The organism is Pseudomonas sp. rhizo25, assembly GCF_031931935.1.
In the GTDB taxonomy this organism is placed as follows: Bacteria; Pseudomonadota; Gammaproteobacteria; order Pseudomonadales; family Pseudomonadaceae; genus Aquipseudomonas; species Aquipseudomonas synxantha.
The window spans coordinates 59,093-77,599 of the sequence record NZ_JAUJXA010000011.1 but is presented as its reverse complement, the minus strand read 5'-3'; the positions used below and the strand labels follow the sequence as shown (position 1 = coordinate 77,599).

Genomic DNA, 18,507 nt, shown 5'->3' with positions numbered 1-18,507 from the left:
TCACCGGGAATAATGAGCCATTGGCAGTGCGCCGAACCGATTTGCTTCGGCGCCGCCGGGCTCAAGGCAGGACTTGCTTGAACGGCTTGATCACGACTTCGGCGTACACGCCGGCCGCGACATAAGGATCTGCCTTGGCCCAGGCCTGGGCGTCGGCCAGGGAGGCGAACTCGGCGACGATCAAGCTACCGGTGAAACCGGCTTCGCCCGGGTCATTGCTGTCTACCGCAGGATGTGGCCCAGCCAGTACGATCCGGCCTTCGGCCTGCAGTTGTTTGAGGCGCTCGACATGGGCCGGGCGCACGCTCAGGCGTTTTTCCAGCGAGTTGGCAACGTCAGTGGCGATGATGGCGTAGAGCATGTCAGTCCTCGGTTTTCGGCGTGGTAGGGGCGGTGTCATGCAGGTGACGCGACAGGTAGATACCCTGGCCGATCAGGAACAATACGGTCATGCCCAGGCTGCCGAACACTTTGAAGTCGACCCAGTAGTCCTGGAAGGTGAATGCCACGAACAGGTTGGCGGCACCGCAGAACAGGAAAAACACGATCCAAGCCACGTTCAGGCGCACCCATACCGGTTCCGGCAAAGTCAGCGCATGGCCCATGATGCGCTTGATCAGCAGGCGGTCACCGATAAAGTGACTGCCGATAAACACCAGCGCGAACAGCCAGTTGACCACCGGGGCTTTCCATTTAAGGAAGGTTTCGCTGTGGAACGCCAGGGTCAGGCCGCCGAAGACCAGGCAGGCGATGAGCGTGAGCCATTGGCTTTTTTCCAGCTTGCGCTGGGAGATGAAGATGGCGCCGTAGACCACGATGGAGCTGATGATCAGTACCGCGGTGGCGCTGTAGATGCCGCCGAACGACAGCTCGCGACCGGCGATTTCGATGACCCTGGGGTCGAGTTTGGTAACGATGAAAAACAGCAACAGCGGGATGAAGTCGATGAATTGTTTCACAGTAAGAGCCAGAAGCTGGATGTGGCGGCATAATAACAAACATCCTTGGTTGCGATAGCGCCAGCTGACTTGAGGTTACATACCCACGTGAATGTTGATTTGCACTGCCACAGCACGGCCTCCGACGGCGCCCTGGCGCCCGCGGTACTGGTTGCGCGGGCGTTTGAAAAAGGCGTGCGAGTCCTGTCGTTGACCGACCATGACACCCTCGAGGGCCTCGATGAAGCCCGTGACGCCGCCCATTCCCTGGGCATGCAGTTGGTCAACGGCGTGGAGTTGTCGTGCACCTGGGGCGGTGCCACCATCCATGTGCTCGGCTACGGCTTCGACCAGAACGCCCCACCCCTGGTGGCCGCCATCGCCCAATTGCACGATGGCCGCTGGCTGCGGTCCGAAGAAATAAGCCGCAAGCTCAGCCTTAAAGGCATGCCCGGTGCCCTGGACGGTGCCCGCGCCATCCAGCAGGAGCTGGGTGACAGTGGCAACGCACCGGCCCGTCCGCACTTTGCCGACTGGATGGTGCGTGAAGGCTATGTCAAGGATCGCGCCGAGGCCTTTCGCAAATGGCTGGGCGCCGGCAAGTTGGGCGATGTGAAGCTGCATTGGCCGACCCTTGAAGACACCGTCGAGACCCTGCGGGCCTCCGGGGCCTGGGTCAGCCTGGCGCATCCCTGGCATTACGATTTCACCCGCAGCAAGCGTCGCAAGCTGATCAGCGACTATATTGGAGCGGGCGGCCACGCGATCGAAGTGGTCAACGGGCATCAACCTGCCGAACAGGTTGGCAGCCTGGCGATTCTTGCCCGCGAATTTGGTCTGCTGGTCAGTGCCGGCAGTGATTTCCATGGCCCAGGCGGCTGGTCCGAGATTGGCGAGTATCGCCAAGTCCCGGAAGATCTGCCGCTGTTGTGGGGGCGATTCAAGCATGACCCCATTATTGCCACCGTCTGAACAGGTAGAACACGTGAGTCAATTCTTCCAGATTCATCCGGAAAACCCGCAAGCGCGCCTGATCAAGCAGGCCGTAGAGATCATCCGCGCTGGTGGCGTGGTGATCTACCCGACTGATTCGTCCTATGCCATTGGTTGCCAGATCGGCGACAAGGGCGCGGTCGAACGCGTAAGGCGCCTGCGTCAACTGGATGACAAGCACAACTTTGCGCTGATCTGCAGCGACTTGTCCCAACTGGGGCTGTTTGCCAAGGTCGATACCGGCACCTTCCGCCTGCTCAAAGCCCACACGCCGGGGCCCTACACCTTTATTCTCAACGCCACCCGCGAAGTGCCGCGGTTGTTGCTGCACCCGAAGAAACGCACCATCGGCCTGCGTGTGCCGGAGCATCCGATAGCCCTGGCTTTGTTGGCCGAGCTGGGTGAACCGCTGATGAGCGTGTCGTTGATTCTGCCGGGTGAAACCGAGCCGCTGTATGACCCTTACGAAATGCGCCGCCTGCTGGAAAAACATGTCGACCTGATCATCGACGGCGGTTATGGCGGCAACAAGGCTTCCACGGTGATCAACCTCGCCGATGGCGAACCGGAGGTGGTGCGCGTGGGTTGCGGCGACCCGACCCCGTTCTTGGTCGAGGCCTGAGTGTCGGCCGTGGAAACCGCTGACCCCCAGGCCGGCGCCCAGCAGGAACTGCCGTTTGCCATGGTGTATGGCCAGGCGGTCATGGAAATGCCCCTGGACCTGTATATCCCGCCGGATGCCCTGGAGGTGTTCCTCGAAGCCTTCGAAGGCCCGCTGGACTTGCTGCTGTACCTGATCCGCAAGCAGAACATCAATATCCTCGACATCCCGGTGGCGGAAATCACCCGCCAGTACATGGGTTATGTCGAGCTGATGCAGTCGGTGCGCCTGGAGTTGGCTGCCGAGTACCTGGTGATGGCCGCCATGCTCGCCGAGATCAAGTCGCGCATGCTGCTGCCGCGCTCGGAAACGGTGGAAGCCGAAGAGGATGACCCGCGCGCCGAGCTGATCCGCCGCCTGCAGGAATACGAGCGCTTCAAGGCCGCTGCCGAAGGCATCGACAACCTGAGCCGTGTGGGCCGCGATGTGGTGGTGCCCAAACTCGATGCGCCCGAAGCGCGTGCGCGTAAATTGCTGCCGGATGTGAGCCTGGAAGAACTGCTGATGTCCATGGCCGAGGTGTTGCGCCGTGGCGATATGTTCGAAAGCCATCAGGTCAGCCGTGAAGCCCTGTCCACTCGCGAGCGTATGAGCGATGTACTGGAACGTCTCAAGGGCGGTGGGTTTGTGCCGTTTGTCGAGCTGTTCACTGCCGAAGAAGGCCGACTTGGGGTGGTGGTGACCTTTATGGCGATCCTCGAACTGGTCAAGGAGTCCTTGGTGGAGCTGGTCCAGAATGAGCCTTTTGCGGCTATCCACGTGCGGGCGCGAGCCGAATAACGAGCTGAATCGATGAATCTGACTGAACCCCGCGAACTGGCACCCTTGCTGGAGGCCTTTCTCCTGGCCTCGGGCAAACCGCAATCTCTGGAGCGCCTGTTCGAACTCTTTGAAGAAGCCGAACGCCCGGAGCCGCCGGTCTTCAAGAAAGCCCTGGAGATCCTGCGCAAGTCCTGCGACGGCCGTGCCTTTGAACTGCGCGAAGTGGCGTCGGGTTACCGCCTGCAGATCCGCGAGCAATTTTCGCCGTGGGTGGGCCGTTTGTGGGAAGAGCGCCCCCAGCGTTATTCCCGGGCAATGTTGGAGACCATGGCGCTGATCGCCTATCGCCAGCCGATCACCCGCGGCGAAATCGAAGACGTGCGTGGCGTGGCGGTCAACAGCCATATCGTCAAGACCCTGCTGGAGCGCGAGTGGATCCGCATCGTCGGCTACCGTGATGTGCCGGGTAAACCGGCGATGTTCGCCACCACCAAGGTGTTCCTCGACCACTTCAACCTGAAAAACCTCGACGACCTGCCGCCCCTGGCCGAACTGCGCGAAATGGAAGCCGAGCCGGTGCTCGATTTCGACGACGCGCCGGTGCCGGCCAGCCTGCAGGAACTGGCCGACGCCAGTGCCGAGCCGGAGGAGCCAAAGGACGAGACCAGTTTCCATACGCTGTTGTTGGAGCTGGACGATATGGAACAGGGGATCAAGACCGACTTTGATGACCTGTTGCGTGACGGCGCGGCTGAACCTGAAACCCAGGTGAACGTTGAAGTTGAGCCTGAAGTCGAAGAAGACACGCTAGGCATCGCCGAAGCCCGGGAAAAACTGCTGGCCGCCGTCGCGGCCCTCGAACAGCCGCCGCTGAGCGACGAAGAAGACGAAGCCCGGGCGCTGGCAGAGGCCATCGAAAACGAACGCCGCCAACTCGAAGACTGATGCTGATTTAGTGTGGGAGGGAGCAAGCCCCCTCCCACATTGGATCTCCATTGTCTGGATGGTCTGGGAGAAAAAATGAGTTCAACCAAAGACCCGTGCATCAGCATCTGCAAGTTCACCGACGACGTCTGCGTCGGCTGCGGACGCAGCAAGCGTGAAATCCGCGCCTGGAAGAAACTCGACAAAGTCGACAAGCGCACGGTTCTCGCCGAAGCCGAGCTACGCTTGCTGGCCCTTGGCGCCACCGGTCGGCGGAAAAGCAAATGACTTGGGCTTTATCGACTAGTCTGTGATGCGCAACACGCGCCATGCGCGTATGATTCGCGACCCCTTGGCGACCTATTCGCCCAAGGCCCCGCTTTCAATACCCTTCAGGCCACGCCTGAATCGACCCACCGGGAGGTGCTTACGATGAATGACCAAGACCAGAAAGACCAGGAAATCGGCCCAGCAGGCGAAAAGCTGCAAAAAGTGCTGGCGCGTATCGGCGTGGGCTCGCGCCGCGACGTCGAAGCCTGGATCACCCAGAAGCGCATCAAGGTCAACGGCGTCGAGGCAACCCTCGGCCAGCGTGTCGACCTGCACGATGCAATCACCATCGATGGCAAGGTGATCAAGCGTGAAGAGGCTGCCGAATCGGTGCGCCGCGTGATCATGTACAACAAGCCCGATGGCGAAATCTGCACCCGTGACGACCCGGAAGGCCGTCCGACCGTGTTCGACAAGATGCCCAAGCCCAAGGAAGGCCGCTGGATCAACATCGGCCGCCTGGACATCAACACCACCGGCTTGCTGATGTTCACCACTGACGGCGAACTGGCCAACCGCCTGATGCACCCGTCCTACGAGATGGACCGTGAATACGCCGTGCGTGTACGTGGTGAAGTCGATGACGAGATGATCGAACGCCTCAAGGCCGGCGTGGTGCTGGAAGACGGCCCGGCCAAGTTCACCGATATCAAGCAGGCCCCAGGCGGTGAAGGTTTCAACCATTGGTACCACTGCGTGGTGATGGAAGGCCGCAACCGTGAAGTGCGCCGCCTGTGGGAATCCCAGGGGCTGGTGGTCAGCCGCTTGAAACGCGTGCGTTTCGGCCCGGTGTTCCTGAACTCCGACCTGCCGATGGGCCGCTGGCGCGAAATGAGCCAGTACGAAGTCGACATCCTCAGTGCCGAAGTCGGCCTGACGCCGGTCGCGATGCCGCAGATGAATGCCAAGAGCAAGGACAAGCTTGAGCGTATGCAGCGCAAATCCTCGCGCCCGGTAGCGCGTACCGAGCGCGTGGCCCGTACCCTGCGCCCGGCGCTGAATGCCCCGGCCACTGGCGGTCGTATCTCCCGTGAGCCGCAGATCGAAGGTGAGCGTCGCCCTACCGCACCGTCCCGTCAGGAAGGTGAGCGTGCGCCCCGCACACCACGTCCTGCTCGTGGCGAAGCGCCAAGCGGTGGTCGCAGCAACCGTGGTGAAGCGGATCGCCCGGCCGACAGCGCCAGTACCAAGCGTCCAGCCAAGCCAGCGGCGAACAAGCGCCCTGGCCCGAAACTGGTAGCCGATGAGCCATCGGGCAAGCGCCGCGGCGCCCCGGCCGGTTCCGGCCAGCGTCCGGGTTTTGGTCGCAAGAAGCCGCAGTGATGCGCTAAGCGCTGCACAAAAACGCCAACCCTAGGGTTGGCGTTTTTTTTCGATCTGAATTTGAAATGCAATCAACTGTGGGAGGGGGCTTGCTCCCGATAGCAGTGTGTCAGTAACAGATACTTAGGCTGATATACCGCTATCGGGAGCAAGCCCCCTCCCACATTTGGTCTCCGGTGTTTTTGAGTCTTGTGTTCAGAAGGCAAACGTTCCATCGAAAACCGGTTTATCGTCCAAGGCCAACACCCCACTGGCAAAGATCAAATCCAGGTGATGGCTGCCTTTCTGCCCGCCGCCCAGGCCCAGGTGCAACCCGCAATGGCGCTCCTCGAACCCGGCGTTGCGCGCATACAGATCCTTGACCCCTTCATTGGTGCCAATGCCCAACTCCTCCACGCGACGGTTGGACGGGTTAGCATTCAGGTATTTGTTGAAATCATCCGCCAGCCCCGGCACCTCGCTGGCCACGCTGCAAATGGTCGAATTTTCGATCCACAATTCCAGCGGTGATTGCAGCACGCCGTATTTGCGTGCAAACGGAATAGTGCTGAGGAAGGTGCCGACAAACCGCACCTGGCCATTGATGGCTTCGCTGTGGGTGGCGATTTCGCCGGGGGCCAGGTCGTGGTTGCCGACGCCGTTGATATTGGTCCACTTCTTGATGCTGCTCATCGGCGCTTCCAGGCGCGAGCCGTGCTTGTCGGTGAAGCTCAGTACATTGGCCTGGGACATGCGTCGGATCAGCGTGGCGTTAAGGTCGGCGATGCGCTGCGGCTCGACGCTGAATGTGTCGTAGAAGTAATCGCCGTAATCCTTGAATAGCAGGGATTTCTTCCAGTGCTCGGCCATCACGCCGTGCAGGGCGCGGATAAAATCAGGGCCTTCAGCACGTGGATTGGGCAGGGTCGAGGAGTCGTAGAGAAACAGGTACAGGTCGCAGGCTTCGATGGCCTTGACCAGAGTGTCGCTGGGCGCCAGGTCCAGGCGTTGCAGCTGGAAGTTGAAGCGCGCGGCGCTACCGTGGGTGATTGCCTGGGCGATGGCGTCGTAGCGCTCGGTATGGCCCAGCAGCACGGTGGGACGATGCAGGCCGCTGAGGGCCGGGTGGTGTGCGAGGTAGTAGAGAAAGTGTTCGACGGCGCGGGCCTTGTCCATGACGTGTGTCCTTCTGTGCCTGGGTAAGGGGGCAGGTGCCGTGCACAGCACCTGCCGAATGCCTGCCGGGTATTAGAAAGGCCACATCGCGGTGCCGAAAGGCACAACGGCATCGGCTTGCATCATTTCAACGGCGGCCTCATGGGTCGGCGCTTCAAACCAATCGTCGAGTTGCAGTTCGGTTTCCAGGTCTTTTTCCAGTGCTTGCATGGTGTATCTCCTAGAGGACGTTGTTTGAGAACGGCTTGCCCGCGGGCTTTGCGGGCAAGTGCAAAGAACCTAGAAGAGTGTGTTTCAGAATGCAAAAAATTTATTGACACGGTCTCATTTGGATTTTTTCTTCTGTTTTTTTGCGGATTTTTTTATTCAAGCAAAACAGTGAATTGGCTGAACCGATTCTGCGGAAAATTCGCACCGACAATTTTCTGGTGGATGACGGTAAAAGCCGGCTGTAACGTAGGTTTTCCATGATGTAACGATAAGTTTACGATTTTGCCCTGCTATTTCAGCGTGTGCCGAACGCGTAAGAGATATCTGCCAGTTTGTCGCGTGCGCTTTGCAGGCTCGGCCCGAAGCCGTCGAGCGGTGTACAATGCGCCGCGTTTTACTGTGACCCCCCTTGCGTACCCACGCAAAAGGCCAAGACCCAGGGTTTGTTCGCCCTGATCACTCCGCCCGGCCACGAGCCGGACGGGTTCGATTTCGTCACAGATAAAAACAAACAGGTGACGCATGACCGTTAGAAAGACGCTGTACTCCTGGTGCCTGCGCTGGGGTTTGAGCGGCGCTGCTTGAGTCGGTAATTCAAGACAGCAACCTGCATTCAACATCTTCAAACCTTGCGTGAGACCCTTTTCATGAGTGGACCCCATTCTTCTTCAGGCGAGCTGAAACGCGGCCTGAAAAACCGGCATATCCAGTTGATCGCCCTCGGGGGCGCCATCGGCACCGGCCTGTTCCTGGGCTCGGCCGGGGTGCTCAAGTCCGCCGGCCCGTCAATGATCCTGGGCTATGCCATCTGCGGCTTTATCGCCTTCATGATCATGCGCCAACTCGGCGAAATGATCGTCGAAGAGCCGGTCGCCGGTTCCTTCAGCCATTTTGCCCACAAGTATTGGGGCGGCTTCGCCGGCTTTCTGTCGGGCTGGAACTGCTGGATCCTGTACATCCTGGTGGGTATGTCGGAGCTGACGGCCGTGGGCAAGTACGTGCACTACTGGTGGCCAGAGATTCCGACCTGGGTGTCTGCGGCGGCCTTCTTCGTGCTGATCAATGCGATCAACCTGGCCAACGTCAAAGTCTTTGGTGAAGCCGAGTTCTGGTTCGCGATCATCAAGGTGGTGGCCATCGTCGGCATGATCGCCCTGGGCAGCTACCTGCTGGTCAGCGGCAGCGGCGGCCCGCAGGCCTCGGTCAGCAACCTGTGGGACCACGGCGGCTTCTTCCCCCATGGTGTCGGCGGTTTGGTGATGGCCATGGCGATCATCATGTTCTCCTTCGGCGGCCTGGAAATGCTCGGCTTTACCGCGGCCGAAGCCGACCAGCCTCGTACCGTGATCCCCAAGGCGATCAATCAGGTGATCTATCGCATCCTGATTTTCTACATCGGCGCCCTGGTGGTGCTGTTGTCGCTCACACCATGGGACAGCCTGCTGGCGACACTCAATGCGTCCGGCGATGCCTACAGCGGGAGCCCATTCGTGCAGGTGTTCTCGATGTTGGGCAGCAACACCGCCGCGCATATCCTCAACTTCGTGGTGCTGACCGCAGCGTTGTCGGTGTACAACAGCGGCACCTACTGCAACAGCCGCATGCTGCTGGGCATGGCTGAGCAGGGCGATGCGCCCAAGGCCCTGGCGAAAATCGACAGGCGCGGCGTGCCGGTGCGGTCGATCCTGGCCTCGGCGGCGATCACCCTGGTCGCGGTGCTGATGAACTACCTGATGCCCCATGACGCGCTGGAACTGCTGATGTCCCTGGTGGTGGCCACGTTGGTGATCAACTGGGCGATGATCAGCTTCTCGCACTTCAAGTTCCGCCAGCACATGAACCGCACCGGCCAGGTGCCGCTGTTCAAGGCGCTATGGTACCCGTACGGCAACTATGTGTGCCTGGCATTCGTGGTGTTTATCCTGGTGGTCATGCTGATGATCCCGGGGATCCAGATGTCGGTGTACGCGATCCCGGTCTGGGTGGCGTTCATGGGCGTTTGCTACTGGGTCAAGAACAAGCGAAGGGTGCAACAACCCTTGGATATGGCCGCTCCTGCGGTGAAGTGATCTTCCAATGCTGTTGAGCAGACCCGGCCTAGCGCCGGGTTTGTTGTTTGAGAGGATGGGCAAGATGCATTCGCGTATCCTGGGACTCCTTCTGGAGGACCTTGTTGATCATGCTGGTGATTTCCAACAACCTACACTTGCCCGATGCCGAGATCGAGCTGACCGCCATTCGCGCCCAAGGTGCCGGCGGACAGAACGTCAATAAGGTCTCGAGTGCGGTGCACCTACGCTTTGATATTCCCGCGTCGTCGTTGCCGGCGTTCTACAAGGAGCGCCTGCTGGCGTTGCGCGACAGCCGTATTACCAGCGAAGGCGTGCTGGTGCTCAAGGCCCAGCAATACCGTACCCAGGAACAGAACCGCGCCGATGCGCTGGAGCGCTTGGTGGAGTTGATCCAGAGCGCCACCAAGGTCGAGAAAAAGCGTCGTCCGACCAAGCCCACCCTGGGCTCGAAGAAACGCCGTCTGGAGTCCAAGACCAAGCGCGGCAGCATTAAGGCCGGGCGCGGCAAGGTCGACTTCTAGGCGTCGCGTGTCTCGCGGGCCTTGGGCGCCTGGCGGTACAGGTAGAGGCTCAGCAGCAAGCCCGCTGCGGCGGCGAGGGCGGCGAACAGGAAGATCGACGCAAAGCCAAAACCTGCGGCCACGGCGCCAGCCAGCGGCCCGGTGATGCCCAGCGACAAGTCGATAAACAGCGAATAGGCGCCCACCGCCGAGCCACGGCTGGAGGCCGGCACCAGGTTGACCGCCTCCACCCCCAGTGCCGGGAAAACCAGGGAAAAGCCGAAGCCACTCAACGCCGCACCTGCCAACGCCAGTTGGGCATCTGGCGCCAGCCACAGCAGCAGCAGGCCGAGCACTTCCACCGACAGGCAGGCAATCGCGACCCGAAAGCCGCCAATGCGGTTGATCAAGTTGCCGAACAACAAGCGTGCGCCGATAAAGCTGGCGCCGAACAGGCTCAAGGCCCACACCGCGTTGTCCCAGTGCTGGGTGCTGTAGTACAGGGTGATAAAGGTGGCGATGGTGCCAAAGCCGATTGAGCCCAACGCCAGCGCGCAACCATGGGGCAGTACCCGGCCCAGCACATTCATGAACGGCAAGCGGACGCCAGGCACAATTGGCGCCGCTTGCTTTTTCCAGGCCAGCAGCACACCCACTACCGCCAGCAGAATGATGCTGACGCCCATGCTCCACAGTCCGAAACGGCTGACCATCAGCACCCCCAGCGGTGCGCCGACCGCCAGCGCGCCGTAGCTGGCGATGCCGTTCCAGGAGATGACCTTGGCCGTATTCGCCGCTCCGACGCGGCCGATGCCCCAGCCAATCGCGCCCGAGCCCACCAGGCTTTCAGCGCTGCCCAGCACCAGTCGACCGATCAGCAGGCTGCCCAGGCTGAGCGCCGGCAGGCTGGAAAACCACGCTGCCAGCAGCATGAACACCCCGCTCAATCCGCAGCCCACCAGGCCGATCAGCACGGCGCGCTTGCTGCCCAGGTTGTCGATAATCTTGCCGGCATAGGGGCGGCTCAATAGGGTGGCCAGGTATTGCACGCTGATCACCAGCCCGGCGATCACCGCGCCATAGCCCAACTGGCTATGGACGTAGCCCGGCAAGACGGCCAGGGGAATGCCGATATTCAGGTAGCCGATAAAGGTAAACAGCACGATGGAGACAACTTGCAGCGTGACCGCCATGGGTCGCTGGGAATCTGGCATGGGAGAGGTCCACTGTCGCAGCAGGCAAAGATAGGCTGCTAATGATACCGGCGCGCAGGCCGGGCAGGGCGGGAAAAATGTAAAACGTCAGATCAACAACGCATCAAGCCTGGGCAGGGGCCAACAGTTGAGTTGTTACCAGGGCCGCCAGGGCGTTTTCCTGGGTGCCGAAGCGCTTGAGCAATGCGGCCTGCTTGTCTGCACTGAGGCGGTTCCAGACTTCGACCATCTGCAAGGCAGCGTCGAGCACGGCGGCGTCCGGGGTATCGGGAAGGGTAGTGGTCATGATGAAGGTCTCGGGTGATTCAGGCAGTGTGGAAAGCGCTCAAAGGTGCGCTTTCCACACGGTCTGGTACGGCGTCAGTCCTGGCTTTCGCGGTCGACTGGTTTTGCTTCTTTGGCCTCAGGCTGCTTGTCGCTGGCCTGCTGCGGTGTTGGCTGCTCAGTTGGGTGCAGGCTTGGGAAGGGGAGATTAGGTATCTCGTGCATCGTCGTCGCTCCTCGCAAGGTCTGTTTTTTCAATCGCAGGTGATTCCGCGCTCTCAAAAAGCCTTGGCAGGATACAGCACCGTAAATGACAAAAAGACTTTTATCTCGGCGAATTCACATTTTTTCATGGTTCAAACGCAAGTGACATGAGGTCACACCCTTAGAACGGCACTTTGCCCAGGATCATGTCGCGGTACATCACAAAATCCCCCAACAAGCTGTAGAGCGGATGCTGGAAGGTCGCCGGGCGGTTCTTTTCGAAGAAAAAGTGGCCGACCCAGGCAAAGGTGTAGCCGGCGACGGGCAAGGCCAGCAAAAGAACCAGTGAGCCCCTGCCAATGGCATACGCAAAGATGCCGATCACCAAGGTAGTGCCGATAAAGTGCAGGCGCCGACAGGTGCTGTTGCCATGCTCGCTCAGGTAATACGGGTAGAACTCGGAAAAACTGTTGAATTTCTTGACGTTTTCCACGACTGCCGGCCCTCGGGTTGTTATACCGCCCAACAGATGTTCGGCGGGGAGCTTATTTGAGTCTAGAGTCATCGGAGGTAACGGCCAGTGACAATAGATGCCATTTTAGTATCCTTGGCTTCCTGGCTGCCGTTTGAGCCTGCTTTCCAATAAGAAGACGCCATGAGCGAACGAACAACTTCTGCAAGCTGGGCGATGGGGATAGTCAAGGCACTGGAAATGGACGGCCTGGATTGCCGTGCCTTGTTCAGGCAGCTGGGCCTGGATTATGCGGCGCTGAATGACCCCGACGCGCGTTTCCCTCAGGATGCCATGACTCGCCTGTGGCAGCGGGCGGTGGAGTTGTCGGGCAACCCCGCGATTGGCCTGAACATGGGCAAGGTGGTGCGTCCTGCCTCGTTTCATGTCGCCGGTTATGCCTTGATGTCCAGCAACACCCTGGCCCAAGGCTTTATGCGACTGGTGCGCTACCAGCGCATCATCGCCGAAAGCGCTGACTTGAGCTTCCGACTTTTAGCTGAAGGCTATGCGTTGATTCTGACGGTGCATGGCGATCACCTGCCGCCGACCCGACAAAGCGCCGAAGCCTCGTTGGCCAGCGCCCTGGCCTTGTGCGGCTGGCTTACCGGACGCACCCTGCAACCGCGCAAAGTGCTGCTGCAAGGCGATCAACCAGCGGACCTGGCGCCGTACAAACAGGCCTTCCATGCGCCGCTGCAATTCAATGCGCCCTATGACGCGCTGATCTTCGAGCAAGCCGACATGGATGCACCGTTGCCCACAGCCAACGAAGCCATGGCACTGCTGCATGACCGTTTTGCCGGTGAATACCTAGCGCGTTTTTCTGAAAGTCGCGTGACCCACAAGGCACGGCAGGTGTTGTGCCGTTTGCTGCCCCAGGGTGAACCCAAGCGCGAAGCGGTGGCCCAGACGTTGCACCTGTCCCAGCGCACCTTGCAGCGGCGTCTGCAGGAAGAGGGCACCAGCTTCCAGACTTTGCTCGATGACACCCGTCGCGAACTGGCCGAGCAATACCTGGCGCAGCCGAACATGACCTTGCTGGAAATTGCCTACCTGCTGGGTTTTGCCGACCCGAGCAACTTTTTCCGTGCGTTTCGTCGCTGGTTTGATGCCACCCCCGGCGAATACCGGGCGCGGTTGCTGGCAATGTCGGCGGTCAGTGACGCCAGAACGCCGGAATGCACAGCACAAACACGGTAATAATCTCCAGTCGGCCCAGCAGCATGCCCAGTGACAGGATCCACTTGGCCGCATCCGGCAGGGTGGAGAAGTTGCCGGCCGGGCCAATGGTTTCGCCCAGGCCCGGGCCGACGCCGGATACGGTACTGGCGGCGCCGGTCAGGGCGGTCATCCAGTCCACGCCCAGCAGTGACAAGGCCAGGGCGATGGTGCAGATGGTAATGGCGAAGAAAAACGAAAAGGTCAGGATCGAGCGCACAATTTCTTCGTCGAGGCGATGGCCGTTGTACTTCTGCTTGATCACCGCGCGTGGGTGAATCAGTTGGTTCAAGTTGGCCTTGAGCAGGATGTAAGCGACCTGGAAACGGAAGATCTTGATACCGCCGGCTGTAGAGCCCGAACAGCCGCCGATAAAGCCCAGGTAGAAAAACAGCATCAGTGAGAAGTTGCCCCACAGGCTATAGTCTCCCAGTGCAAAGCCAGTGGTCGTCACCACTGACGTCACATTCAGCGCCACATGACGCAAGGCATCGAGCCAATGCAGATTGGTGGTCCACCAGTACCAGGTGCCGAGTACCAACCAGGTCACGAGCAACAGGCCGAGTAAGCCTTGCACCTGCTGGTCCTTGATCAGCGCCCGACGGTTGCCGCGCAATGTGGCCACATACAAGGCGAACGGCAAGCTGCCGAGGATCATCACCACCACGGCGACCCAGTGCACCGCGGGTTGTTTCCAGTGCGCGAGGGACTCATCCGACGTGGAAAACCCACCGGTGGAAATTGCCGACATCGCGTGGTTGATCGCATCGAACAAGCCCATGCCGGCCCACCAGAATGCCAGGCTGCCGAAGATGGTAATGCCCACATACGCCGCCACGATCAGCCGCGCCACCATGTGCGAGCGGGGCATGACCTTTTCCGAGCGGTCCGAGGATTCGGTCTGGAACAGGCGCATGCCACCAATGCGCAGCAGCGGCAGGATCGCCACCGCCATACCGATAAAGCCGATACCGCCAAGCCAGTGCAACAGCGAACGCCACATCAGGATGCCCGGTGACATGCTGTCCAGCCCGCTCAATACTGTGGAACCGGTGGCGGTGATACCCGACATGCTTTCGAAGAAGGAATCGGTGTAGCTGATGTGCTGGGTCAGCAAAAACGGCAGGGCGGCGAAGATGCACACCACCACCCAACTGCTGACCGTCAGCAGGTACATGTCCCGAGGGCGCAGGTGCACATGTTCGGGGCGACCGGGGATGACCAGGGCCAGCCCTGCGATAAAGGTGATCAGGCTGGCCCACAGAAACGAGGGCAGATCGCTGGTGCGTTCGAAAATCACCAGGGTGGCCATCGGGATGACCATGGCGACCGCAAGGGTGATCAGGAAGATGCCGATGATGAAACCAATGATGCGTAGGGTCGGCAACGCCATGAAGTTCGCTCGGGTGATTGGTCAGAGGCGCCATTCTACCTACGGTACAGGGCATGTAAACCAGAGTGCTTGAGGTTACACGGAGCAAAATGTGGGAGGGGGGCCCCCGATAGCGGTGGGTCAGTGAAGCATGTGGTTGCTGGTCCGCTGCTGTTCGGGAGCAAGCCCCCTCCCACAGGGGATCTGCAGTGTTTGAAACAGGTATAAAAAAAGCGACCCGAAGGTCGCCTTTTCAACAGCGTACGGATCAGAACTCGTGATCAGCGCTGTCCGGGTTCAAGTCGCTGATGCCCAGCTTGCCCGCAGCGGCTTCGATCGAACCGGTCTGCTTGACCAGTGCGGCGATGGCGTCACGTACGATCTGGTTGCCCGCATCGTTGCCGGCGGCGATCAGTTGGTCGTAGTGCTCGCCTTTCTCGGCGTGGTCGACCATGACCTGGATTTTCGCTTCGGTCGCCGCCAGGTCAGCCTTGAGGGTCGAATCGGCTGCCGGGTCGGCCTTGGCCACCAGGGATGACAGGCTGGCACCGGTCATTTTGGTGCCGTCAACGCGAGTGTATTCGCCCAGGTAGACGTTACGGATGCCCTTGGCATCGTAGAAGTGCGAGTAGTGGGTGTTGTCGCTGAAGCAGTCCTGCTCGTCTTCCGGCGAGTTGGCTTCCAGGGACACCTTCATGCGCTCACCGGCTAGCTCGCCCAGGGACAGGCTGCCCATGCCGAACAGCATTTTGCGCAGGCCGTCGGTGGCAGGTTCCGACTCCAGAGTGGCGCGGTAGTTGTCTTCGACGTTGGGTTTCCAGTTGCCGACCATTTCTTCCAAGTCGCTGACCAGCAGCTGGGTCACGGCACGCAGGTAAGTGCGGCGGCGCTCGTTATGACCGCCGGTTGCACCGTCACCGGTCAGGTAATCCGAGGCCGGACGGTTGCCCGCGCCAGGGCCGGTGCCGTTGAGGTCCTGGCCCCAGAGCAGGAATTCGATGGCGTGGTAGCCGGTGGCAACGTTGGCTTCGGAACCGCCCAGCTCATTGAGGCTGGCGAGTTTTTCCGGGGTGATGTCCTTGACGTCGACCTTGTCTTCGCCGACCTGGATCTCGTTATTGGCGATGATGTTGGCGTTGGCGCCTGGGTTACCCAGGGCGTGCTCGTAGGATTTATCGACATAGTCGATCAGCCCTTCGTCCAGGGGCCAGGCGTTCACCTGGCCTTCCCAGTCGTCGATGATGGTGTTGCCGAAGCGGAACACTTCGCTCTGCAGGTAAGGTACGCGGGCGGCGATCCAGGCGGTACGGGCCGCTTTGAGGGTTTCGTCGTTCGGGTTGGCGAGGAACGTATCGACTGCGGTCTGCAGGGTCTTTGCGGTGGATTCGGCATCGCTGTACACCGCAAACACCATGTCTGCGTAGTGCGCGACCACGGCTTTGGCAGCCGCTTCGTCGACCTGGCCTGCCGCGGCAGCCGCAGGTGCGGTAGCGCTGGCGGCTGCGGGAGCTTGAGGCGCGGCGGCCTTGTCTTTACCTTCGCCGCAACCGGCGAGCGAAATGGCAATGGCCAGCAGACTGGCGGTGGCCAGGGGCATACGAATCATGGCGAACATCCTGCTTCGGTGGTGAATAGGGCGCGCGGGGAGCGCAAAAGCTGCGACATAATGCGAAAGATTTGCATTTTGTGTAAAGGCTTATGCGTGGGAAATATTCAGTATCGTTTTTCGTGGTCAGAGACTGACGGCGTTATTGCGCTCGGACTGTTTCAAATAAGCGGCCAACTCCCGTGCCTGCAGGGGTTTGCTGTAGTGATAGCCCTGGCCCTCATGACAGCCCTCGGAGATGATGTAGGCCTCTTGCTCGGCAGTCTCCACGCCTTCGGCAATCACCTGCATGCCCAGGCTTTTGCCCAGTTGGATAATGGCGCGCACGATCGTGGCGTCGTCGTCGTCATCCTGCAGGTCCTGGACGAAGCTCTTGTCGATCTTGATCTTGTCCAGCGGCAGGCTTTTCAGATAGCTCAGGGATGAATAGCCGGTGCCGAAGTCGTCGATGGCAATCAGCGCCCCGGAGCGGCGCAGGCTCAGCAGGTGCTGGGCGGCGGTGCTGATGTCTTCCATCAGGCCGGTCTCGGTCACTTCCAGCTCCAGGCTGCGTGGTGGCAAGCGGTAGATCTGCATCAGGTTGTTGACCACCCGCGGTAACTCGGTGTGGTGCAATTGCACGGTGGACAGGTTGACGGCCATGCGCAGTTCAGTGAAGCCCAGGTCATGCCATTCGCGCAGTTGCCGGCACGCCTGGTCGAGCACCCATTCGCCAATCGGGATGATGGTGCCATTCTGTTCCGCCAGGGGGATAAACAGGTCGGGCGGCACCAGGCCGTGTTCCGGGTGTTGCCAGCGCAGCAGGGCTTCTACGCCAACCACACGGTGATCGCGGTAGCTGATCTGCGGTTGGTAGACCAAATGGAACTGGTCGCGGCCCAGGGCGTCGCGCAGGTCCTTTTCCAGTTCGCGGCGTCGGCGCATTTCGCTGTCGACACTGGCGATATAGAACTGATAGCGATTGCGCGAGCGGCTCTTGGCCAGGGTCATGGTCTGCTCGGCTTTTTGCAGCAGCTTCTCGGTAGTATCCCCATCTTCCGGGAATAGCGTAATGCCGATGGTGGCGCGCAGGCGAATCAGGTCATGGTCGAGTACGAATTCCGCTTCCAGGTCATCGAGAATGCTTTGTGCCAGTTCGGCGGCTTCGTAGGGCTGGTCGATATCGGCTTGTACCAGGGCGAACTGATCGCCGCCCAGGCGGGCGAGCGTACCGAGGCGTCCGCTGTGGGCGCGCAAGCGGTCGGCCAGGGCCAGCAGCAGTTTGTCGCCGGCCTGGTAGGTAAATTGTTCATTGACGCTCTTGAAGTCATCGAGCCCCACGCACAGTACAGCTACACGTCGTTGCCGGCGGCCAGCGTCGGTGAGGATCTTGTCCAGTTGCTCCTGCAGCTTCTGGCGGTTTGGCAGGCCGGTGAGGAAGTCGTACTGGGCCATGCGCAACAGGCTCGACTCCGCTTCGTGGCGCAGGTGGGTATTGCGCTCGATGGATTCGAGCAACTGGTTGGCGGTGTTTATCCACAGGCCCAGTTCGTTGCGTTCGTGCCCCTTGAGCTGAGGAATCTTATGCTCGCTGGGGCGGTCGGGGTTGACCGAGGTCAGGTGCCCGATAAGCCGTGACAGCGGCTTGGTCAGCAGCCAGTGGTACACCAGGTACAGCACCAGGCCCATGGCCAGCGCGCGCAGGACGCCGGAAATAAAAATGATCACCGAACTGACAATAAAGCCGTTGCCGTAGGTGGCGGTGTCGAGGGTGATGCTCAGGTCACCGTAGTATTCGCTGTAAGGGCCCTTGCCGACCAAGGCCGTGGTGAATGTACGCTCCTGGTCAAGAATCAGATCGGTCAGCCAGCGGCTGGGGGATTGCTGCAAGGCGCGACTCTTTTCCGCGAGCATGGTCTCGTTGGGGTGACCGATGGAAGCCATGCGCACCGCGTCGTCCTGGAACAGTCCCTCAATCACCTGCATACCCATTTCGCGATCCAGGCTGTAGACGGCCTGGGTCGAGGGGTCACGAAACATGTCGAGAATACGTTGGGCATCGCCGGCCACGGCCTGGCGTGTCTTGTAGGCATCGAAAACGATCTGCGCCACGCTCAGCGCCACGCCCACGATTAAGGCCGACAGCAGCGCAACCCGTAGCAACTTCACCGACAAGCTGTTCTTGAGTTCCAGCTTCAAAGGGGCATTCCTTGTCTCATGCGGGTGGCCTTCAATATGCCATGAGTATTGGCAATCTGATGATGGCAG

The 18,507-nt window shown here is 60.3% G+C and carries 19 protein-coding genes; 9 read left to right on the top strand and 10 right to left on the bottom strand.

Translation table 11 applies throughout. The features are described 5' to 3' along the window. Window positions 1–61: 61 nt before the first annotated feature. Both QZR30_RS21395 and QZR30_RS21390 read right to left on the bottom strand, forming a co-directional pair. Entirely contained in the window at window positions 62–361 is a 300-nt protein-coding gene (locus QZR30_RS21395) for a YciI family protein (protein WP_046069284.1), read from the bottom strand. Window position 362: 1 nt separating this feature from the next. Continuing rightward, window positions 363–959 carry a septation protein A gene (locus QZR30_RS21390; protein WP_311904101.1) on the bottom strand — a complete coding sequence of 199 codons (597 nt, stop codon included), beginning with the start codon at window positions 957–959 and terminating at the stop codon, window positions 363–365. Between the two features lie 87 nt (window positions 960–1,046). Here QZR30_RS21390 and QZR30_RS21385 point away from each other — a divergent pair, with 87 nt between their 5' ends. The 6 genes from QZR30_RS21385 (at window position 1,047) to rluB (ending at window position 5,931) form a co-directional block, all read left to right on the top strand. Next, window positions 1,047–1,910: a PHP domain-containing protein gene (locus QZR30_RS21385; RefSeq protein ID WP_046069283.1), complete on the top strand. Its 864-nt coding sequence runs from the start codon at window positions 1,047–1,049 to the stop codon at window positions 1,908–1,910. Between the two features lie 13 nt (window positions 1,911–1,923). Next, window positions 1,924–2,553: an L-threonylcarbamoyladenylate synthase gene (locus QZR30_RS21380; protein ID WP_311904144.1), complete on the top strand. Its 630-nt coding sequence runs from the start codon at window positions 1,924–1,926 to the stop codon at window positions 2,551–2,553. A 120-nt stretch (window positions 2,554–2,673) separates the two neighbouring features. Continuing rightward, window positions 2,674–3,372 carry a segregation and condensation protein A gene (locus QZR30_RS21375; RefSeq protein ID WP_172833438.1) on the top strand — a complete coding sequence of 233 codons (699 nt, stop codon included), beginning with the start codon at window positions 2,674–2,676 and terminating at the stop codon, window positions 3,370–3,372. A 12-nt stretch (window positions 3,373–3,384) separates the two neighbouring features. Beyond that, on the top strand, window positions 3,385–4,299 hold the full coding sequence (gene scpB, locus QZR30_RS21370; protein WP_046069282.1) for an SMC-Scp complex subunit ScpB: 915 nt from the start codon (window positions 3,385–3,387) through the stop codon (window positions 4,297–4,299). Between the two features lie 75 nt (window positions 4,300–4,374). Continuing rightward, window positions 4,375–4,566: a DUF1289 domain-containing protein gene (locus tag QZR30_RS21365; protein ID WP_046069281.1), complete on the top strand. Its 192-nt coding sequence runs from the start codon at window positions 4,375–4,377 to the stop codon at window positions 4,564–4,566. A 144-nt stretch (window positions 4,567–4,710) separates the two neighbouring features. Further along, complete coding sequence (gene rluB, locus QZR30_RS21360; RefSeq protein WP_046069280.1) at window positions 4,711–5,931, top strand: 23S rRNA pseudouridine(2605) synthase RluB; 1,221 nt, start codon at window positions 4,711–4,713, stop codon at window positions 5,929–5,931. 195 nt (window positions 5,932–6,126) lie between these two features. Here rluB and QZR30_RS21355 read toward each other — a convergent pair whose 3' ends face one another. Then, window positions 6,127–7,086 (bottom strand): hypothetical protein, encoded by a 960-nt coding sequence (locus QZR30_RS21355; protein WP_056847641.1) that lies wholly within the window; start codon window positions 7,084–7,086, stop codon window positions 6,127–6,129. Window positions 7,087–7,158: 72 nt separating this feature from the next. After that, window positions 7,159–7,296 (bottom strand): hypothetical protein, encoded by a 138-nt coding sequence (locus tag QZR30_RS21350; protein ID WP_003237751.1) that lies wholly within the window; start codon window positions 7,294–7,296, stop codon window positions 7,159–7,161. A 647-nt stretch (window positions 7,297–7,943) separates the two neighbouring features. Here QZR30_RS21350 and QZR30_RS21345 point away from each other — a divergent pair. Further along, window positions 7,944–9,365, top strand: coding sequence for an amino acid permease (locus QZR30_RS21345; RefSeq protein WP_046069277.1), 1,422 nt, complete (start codon window positions 7,944–7,946; stop codon window positions 9,363–9,365). A gap of 110 nt (window positions 9,366–9,475) precedes the next feature. Continuing rightward, entirely contained in the window at window positions 9,476–9,889 is a 414-nt protein-coding gene (gene arfB, locus QZR30_RS21340) for an alternative ribosome rescue aminoacyl-tRNA hydrolase ArfB (protein ID WP_043049058.1), read from the top strand. On the opposite strand, the gene QZR30_RS21335 is transcribed toward arfB, so the two are convergent. The 3 genes from QZR30_RS21335 to QZR30_RS21325 form a co-directional block, all read right to left on the bottom strand. Then, window positions 9,886–11,082, bottom strand: a complete 1,197-nt coding sequence (locus tag QZR30_RS21335; protein WP_311904098.1) for an MFS transporter — start codon at window positions 11,080–11,082, stop codon at window positions 9,886–9,888. The two genes, arfB and QZR30_RS21335, sit on opposite strands and share 4 nt — an antisense overlap. Window positions 11,083–11,185: 103 nt before the next feature. After that, a complete protein-coding gene (locus tag QZR30_RS21330) occupies window positions 11,186–11,368 on the bottom strand; it encodes a hypothetical protein (RefSeq protein WP_032879737.1) in 183 nt (60 codons plus the stop codon). A 363-nt stretch (window positions 11,369–11,731) separates the two neighbouring features. Beyond that, window positions 11,732–12,043, bottom strand: coding sequence for a DUF962 domain-containing protein (locus QZR30_RS21325; RefSeq protein ID WP_059397466.1), 312 nt, complete (start codon window positions 12,041–12,043; stop codon window positions 11,732–11,734). Window positions 12,044–12,205: 162 nt separating this feature from the next. Here QZR30_RS21325 and QZR30_RS21320 point away from each other — a divergent pair, with 162 nt between their 5' ends. Continuing rightward, entirely contained in the window at window positions 12,206–13,264 is a 1,059-nt protein-coding gene (locus tag QZR30_RS21320; protein WP_059397465.1) for an AraC family transcriptional regulator, read from the top strand. Here QZR30_RS21320 and QZR30_RS21315 read toward each other — a convergent pair. The 3 genes from QZR30_RS21315 to QZR30_RS21305 form a co-directional block, all read right to left on the bottom strand. Then, complete coding sequence (locus QZR30_RS21315; RefSeq protein ID WP_046069272.1) at window positions 13,221–14,675, bottom strand: TrkH family potassium uptake protein; 1,455 nt, start codon at window positions 14,673–14,675, stop codon at window positions 13,221–13,223. The genes QZR30_RS21320 and QZR30_RS21315 overlap by 44 nt on opposite strands. A gap of 247 nt (window positions 14,676–14,922) precedes the next feature. Then, the gene (locus QZR30_RS21310) at window positions 14,923–16,260 is read right to left on the bottom strand and encodes an imelysin family protein (protein ID WP_046069271.1); all 1,338 of its coding nucleotides are present in this window, start codon (window positions 16,258–16,260) and stop codon (window positions 14,923–14,925) included. A gap of 126 nt (window positions 16,261–16,386) precedes the next feature. Continuing rightward, window positions 16,387–18,438: a putative bifunctional diguanylate cyclase/phosphodiesterase gene (locus tag QZR30_RS21305; RefSeq protein WP_046069270.1), complete on the bottom strand. Its 2,052-nt coding sequence runs from the start codon at window positions 18,436–18,438 to the stop codon at window positions 16,387–16,389. Between the last annotated feature and the right edge of the window lie 69 nt (window positions 18,439–18,507).

What these genes read in the sequence shown, in the direction of transcription:
- QZR30_RS21395 (WP_046069284.1), bottom strand. Translation starts at nt 361, where the DNA reads ATGCTCTACGCCATCATCGCCACTGACGTTGCCAACTCGCTGGAAAAA.
- scpB (WP_046069282.1), top strand. Translation starts at nt 3,385, where the DNA reads ATGAATCTGACTGAACCCCGCGAACTGGCACCCTTGCTGGAGGCCTTT.
- QZR30_RS21365 (WP_046069281.1), top strand. Translation starts at nt 4,375, where the DNA reads ATGAGTTCAACCAAAGACCCGTGCATCAGCATCTGCAAGTTCACCGAC.
- rluB (WP_046069280.1), top strand. Translation starts at nt 4,711, where the DNA reads ATGAATGACCAAGACCAGAAAGACCAGGAAATCGGCCCAGCAGGCGAA.
- QZR30_RS21355 (WP_056847641.1), bottom strand. Translation starts at nt 7,086, where the DNA reads ATGGACAAGGCCCGCGCCGTCGAACACTTTCTCTACTACCTCGCACAC.
- QZR30_RS21350 (WP_003237751.1), bottom strand. Translation starts at nt 7,296, where the DNA reads ATGCAAGCACTGGAAAAAGACCTGGAAACCGAACTGCAACTCGACGAT.
- QZR30_RS21345 (WP_046069277.1), top strand. Translation starts at nt 7,944, where the DNA reads ATGAGTGGACCCCATTCTTCTTCAGGCGAGCTGAAACGCGGCCTGAAA.
- arfB (WP_043049058.1), top strand. Translation starts at nt 9,476, where the DNA reads ATGCTGGTGATTTCCAACAACCTACACTTGCCCGATGCCGAGATCGAG.
- QZR30_RS21335 (WP_311904098.1), bottom strand. Translation starts at nt 11,082, where the DNA reads ATGCCAGATTCCCAGCGACCCATGGCGGTCACGCTGCAAGTTGTCTCC.
- QZR30_RS21330 (WP_032879737.1), bottom strand. Translation starts at nt 11,368, where the DNA reads ATGACCACTACCCTTCCCGATACCCCGGACGCCGCCGTGCTCGACGCT.
- QZR30_RS21320 (WP_059397465.1), top strand. Translation starts at nt 12,206, where the DNA reads ATGAGCGAACGAACAACTTCTGCAAGCTGGGCGATGGGGATAGTCAAG.
- QZR30_RS21315 (WP_046069272.1), bottom strand. Translation starts at nt 14,675, where the DNA reads ATGGCGTTGCCGACCCTACGCATCATTGGTTTCATCATCGGCATCTTC.
- QZR30_RS21310 (WP_046069271.1), bottom strand. Translation starts at nt 16,260, where the DNA reads ATGATTCGTATGCCCCTGGCCACCGCCAGTCTGCTGGCCATTGCCATT.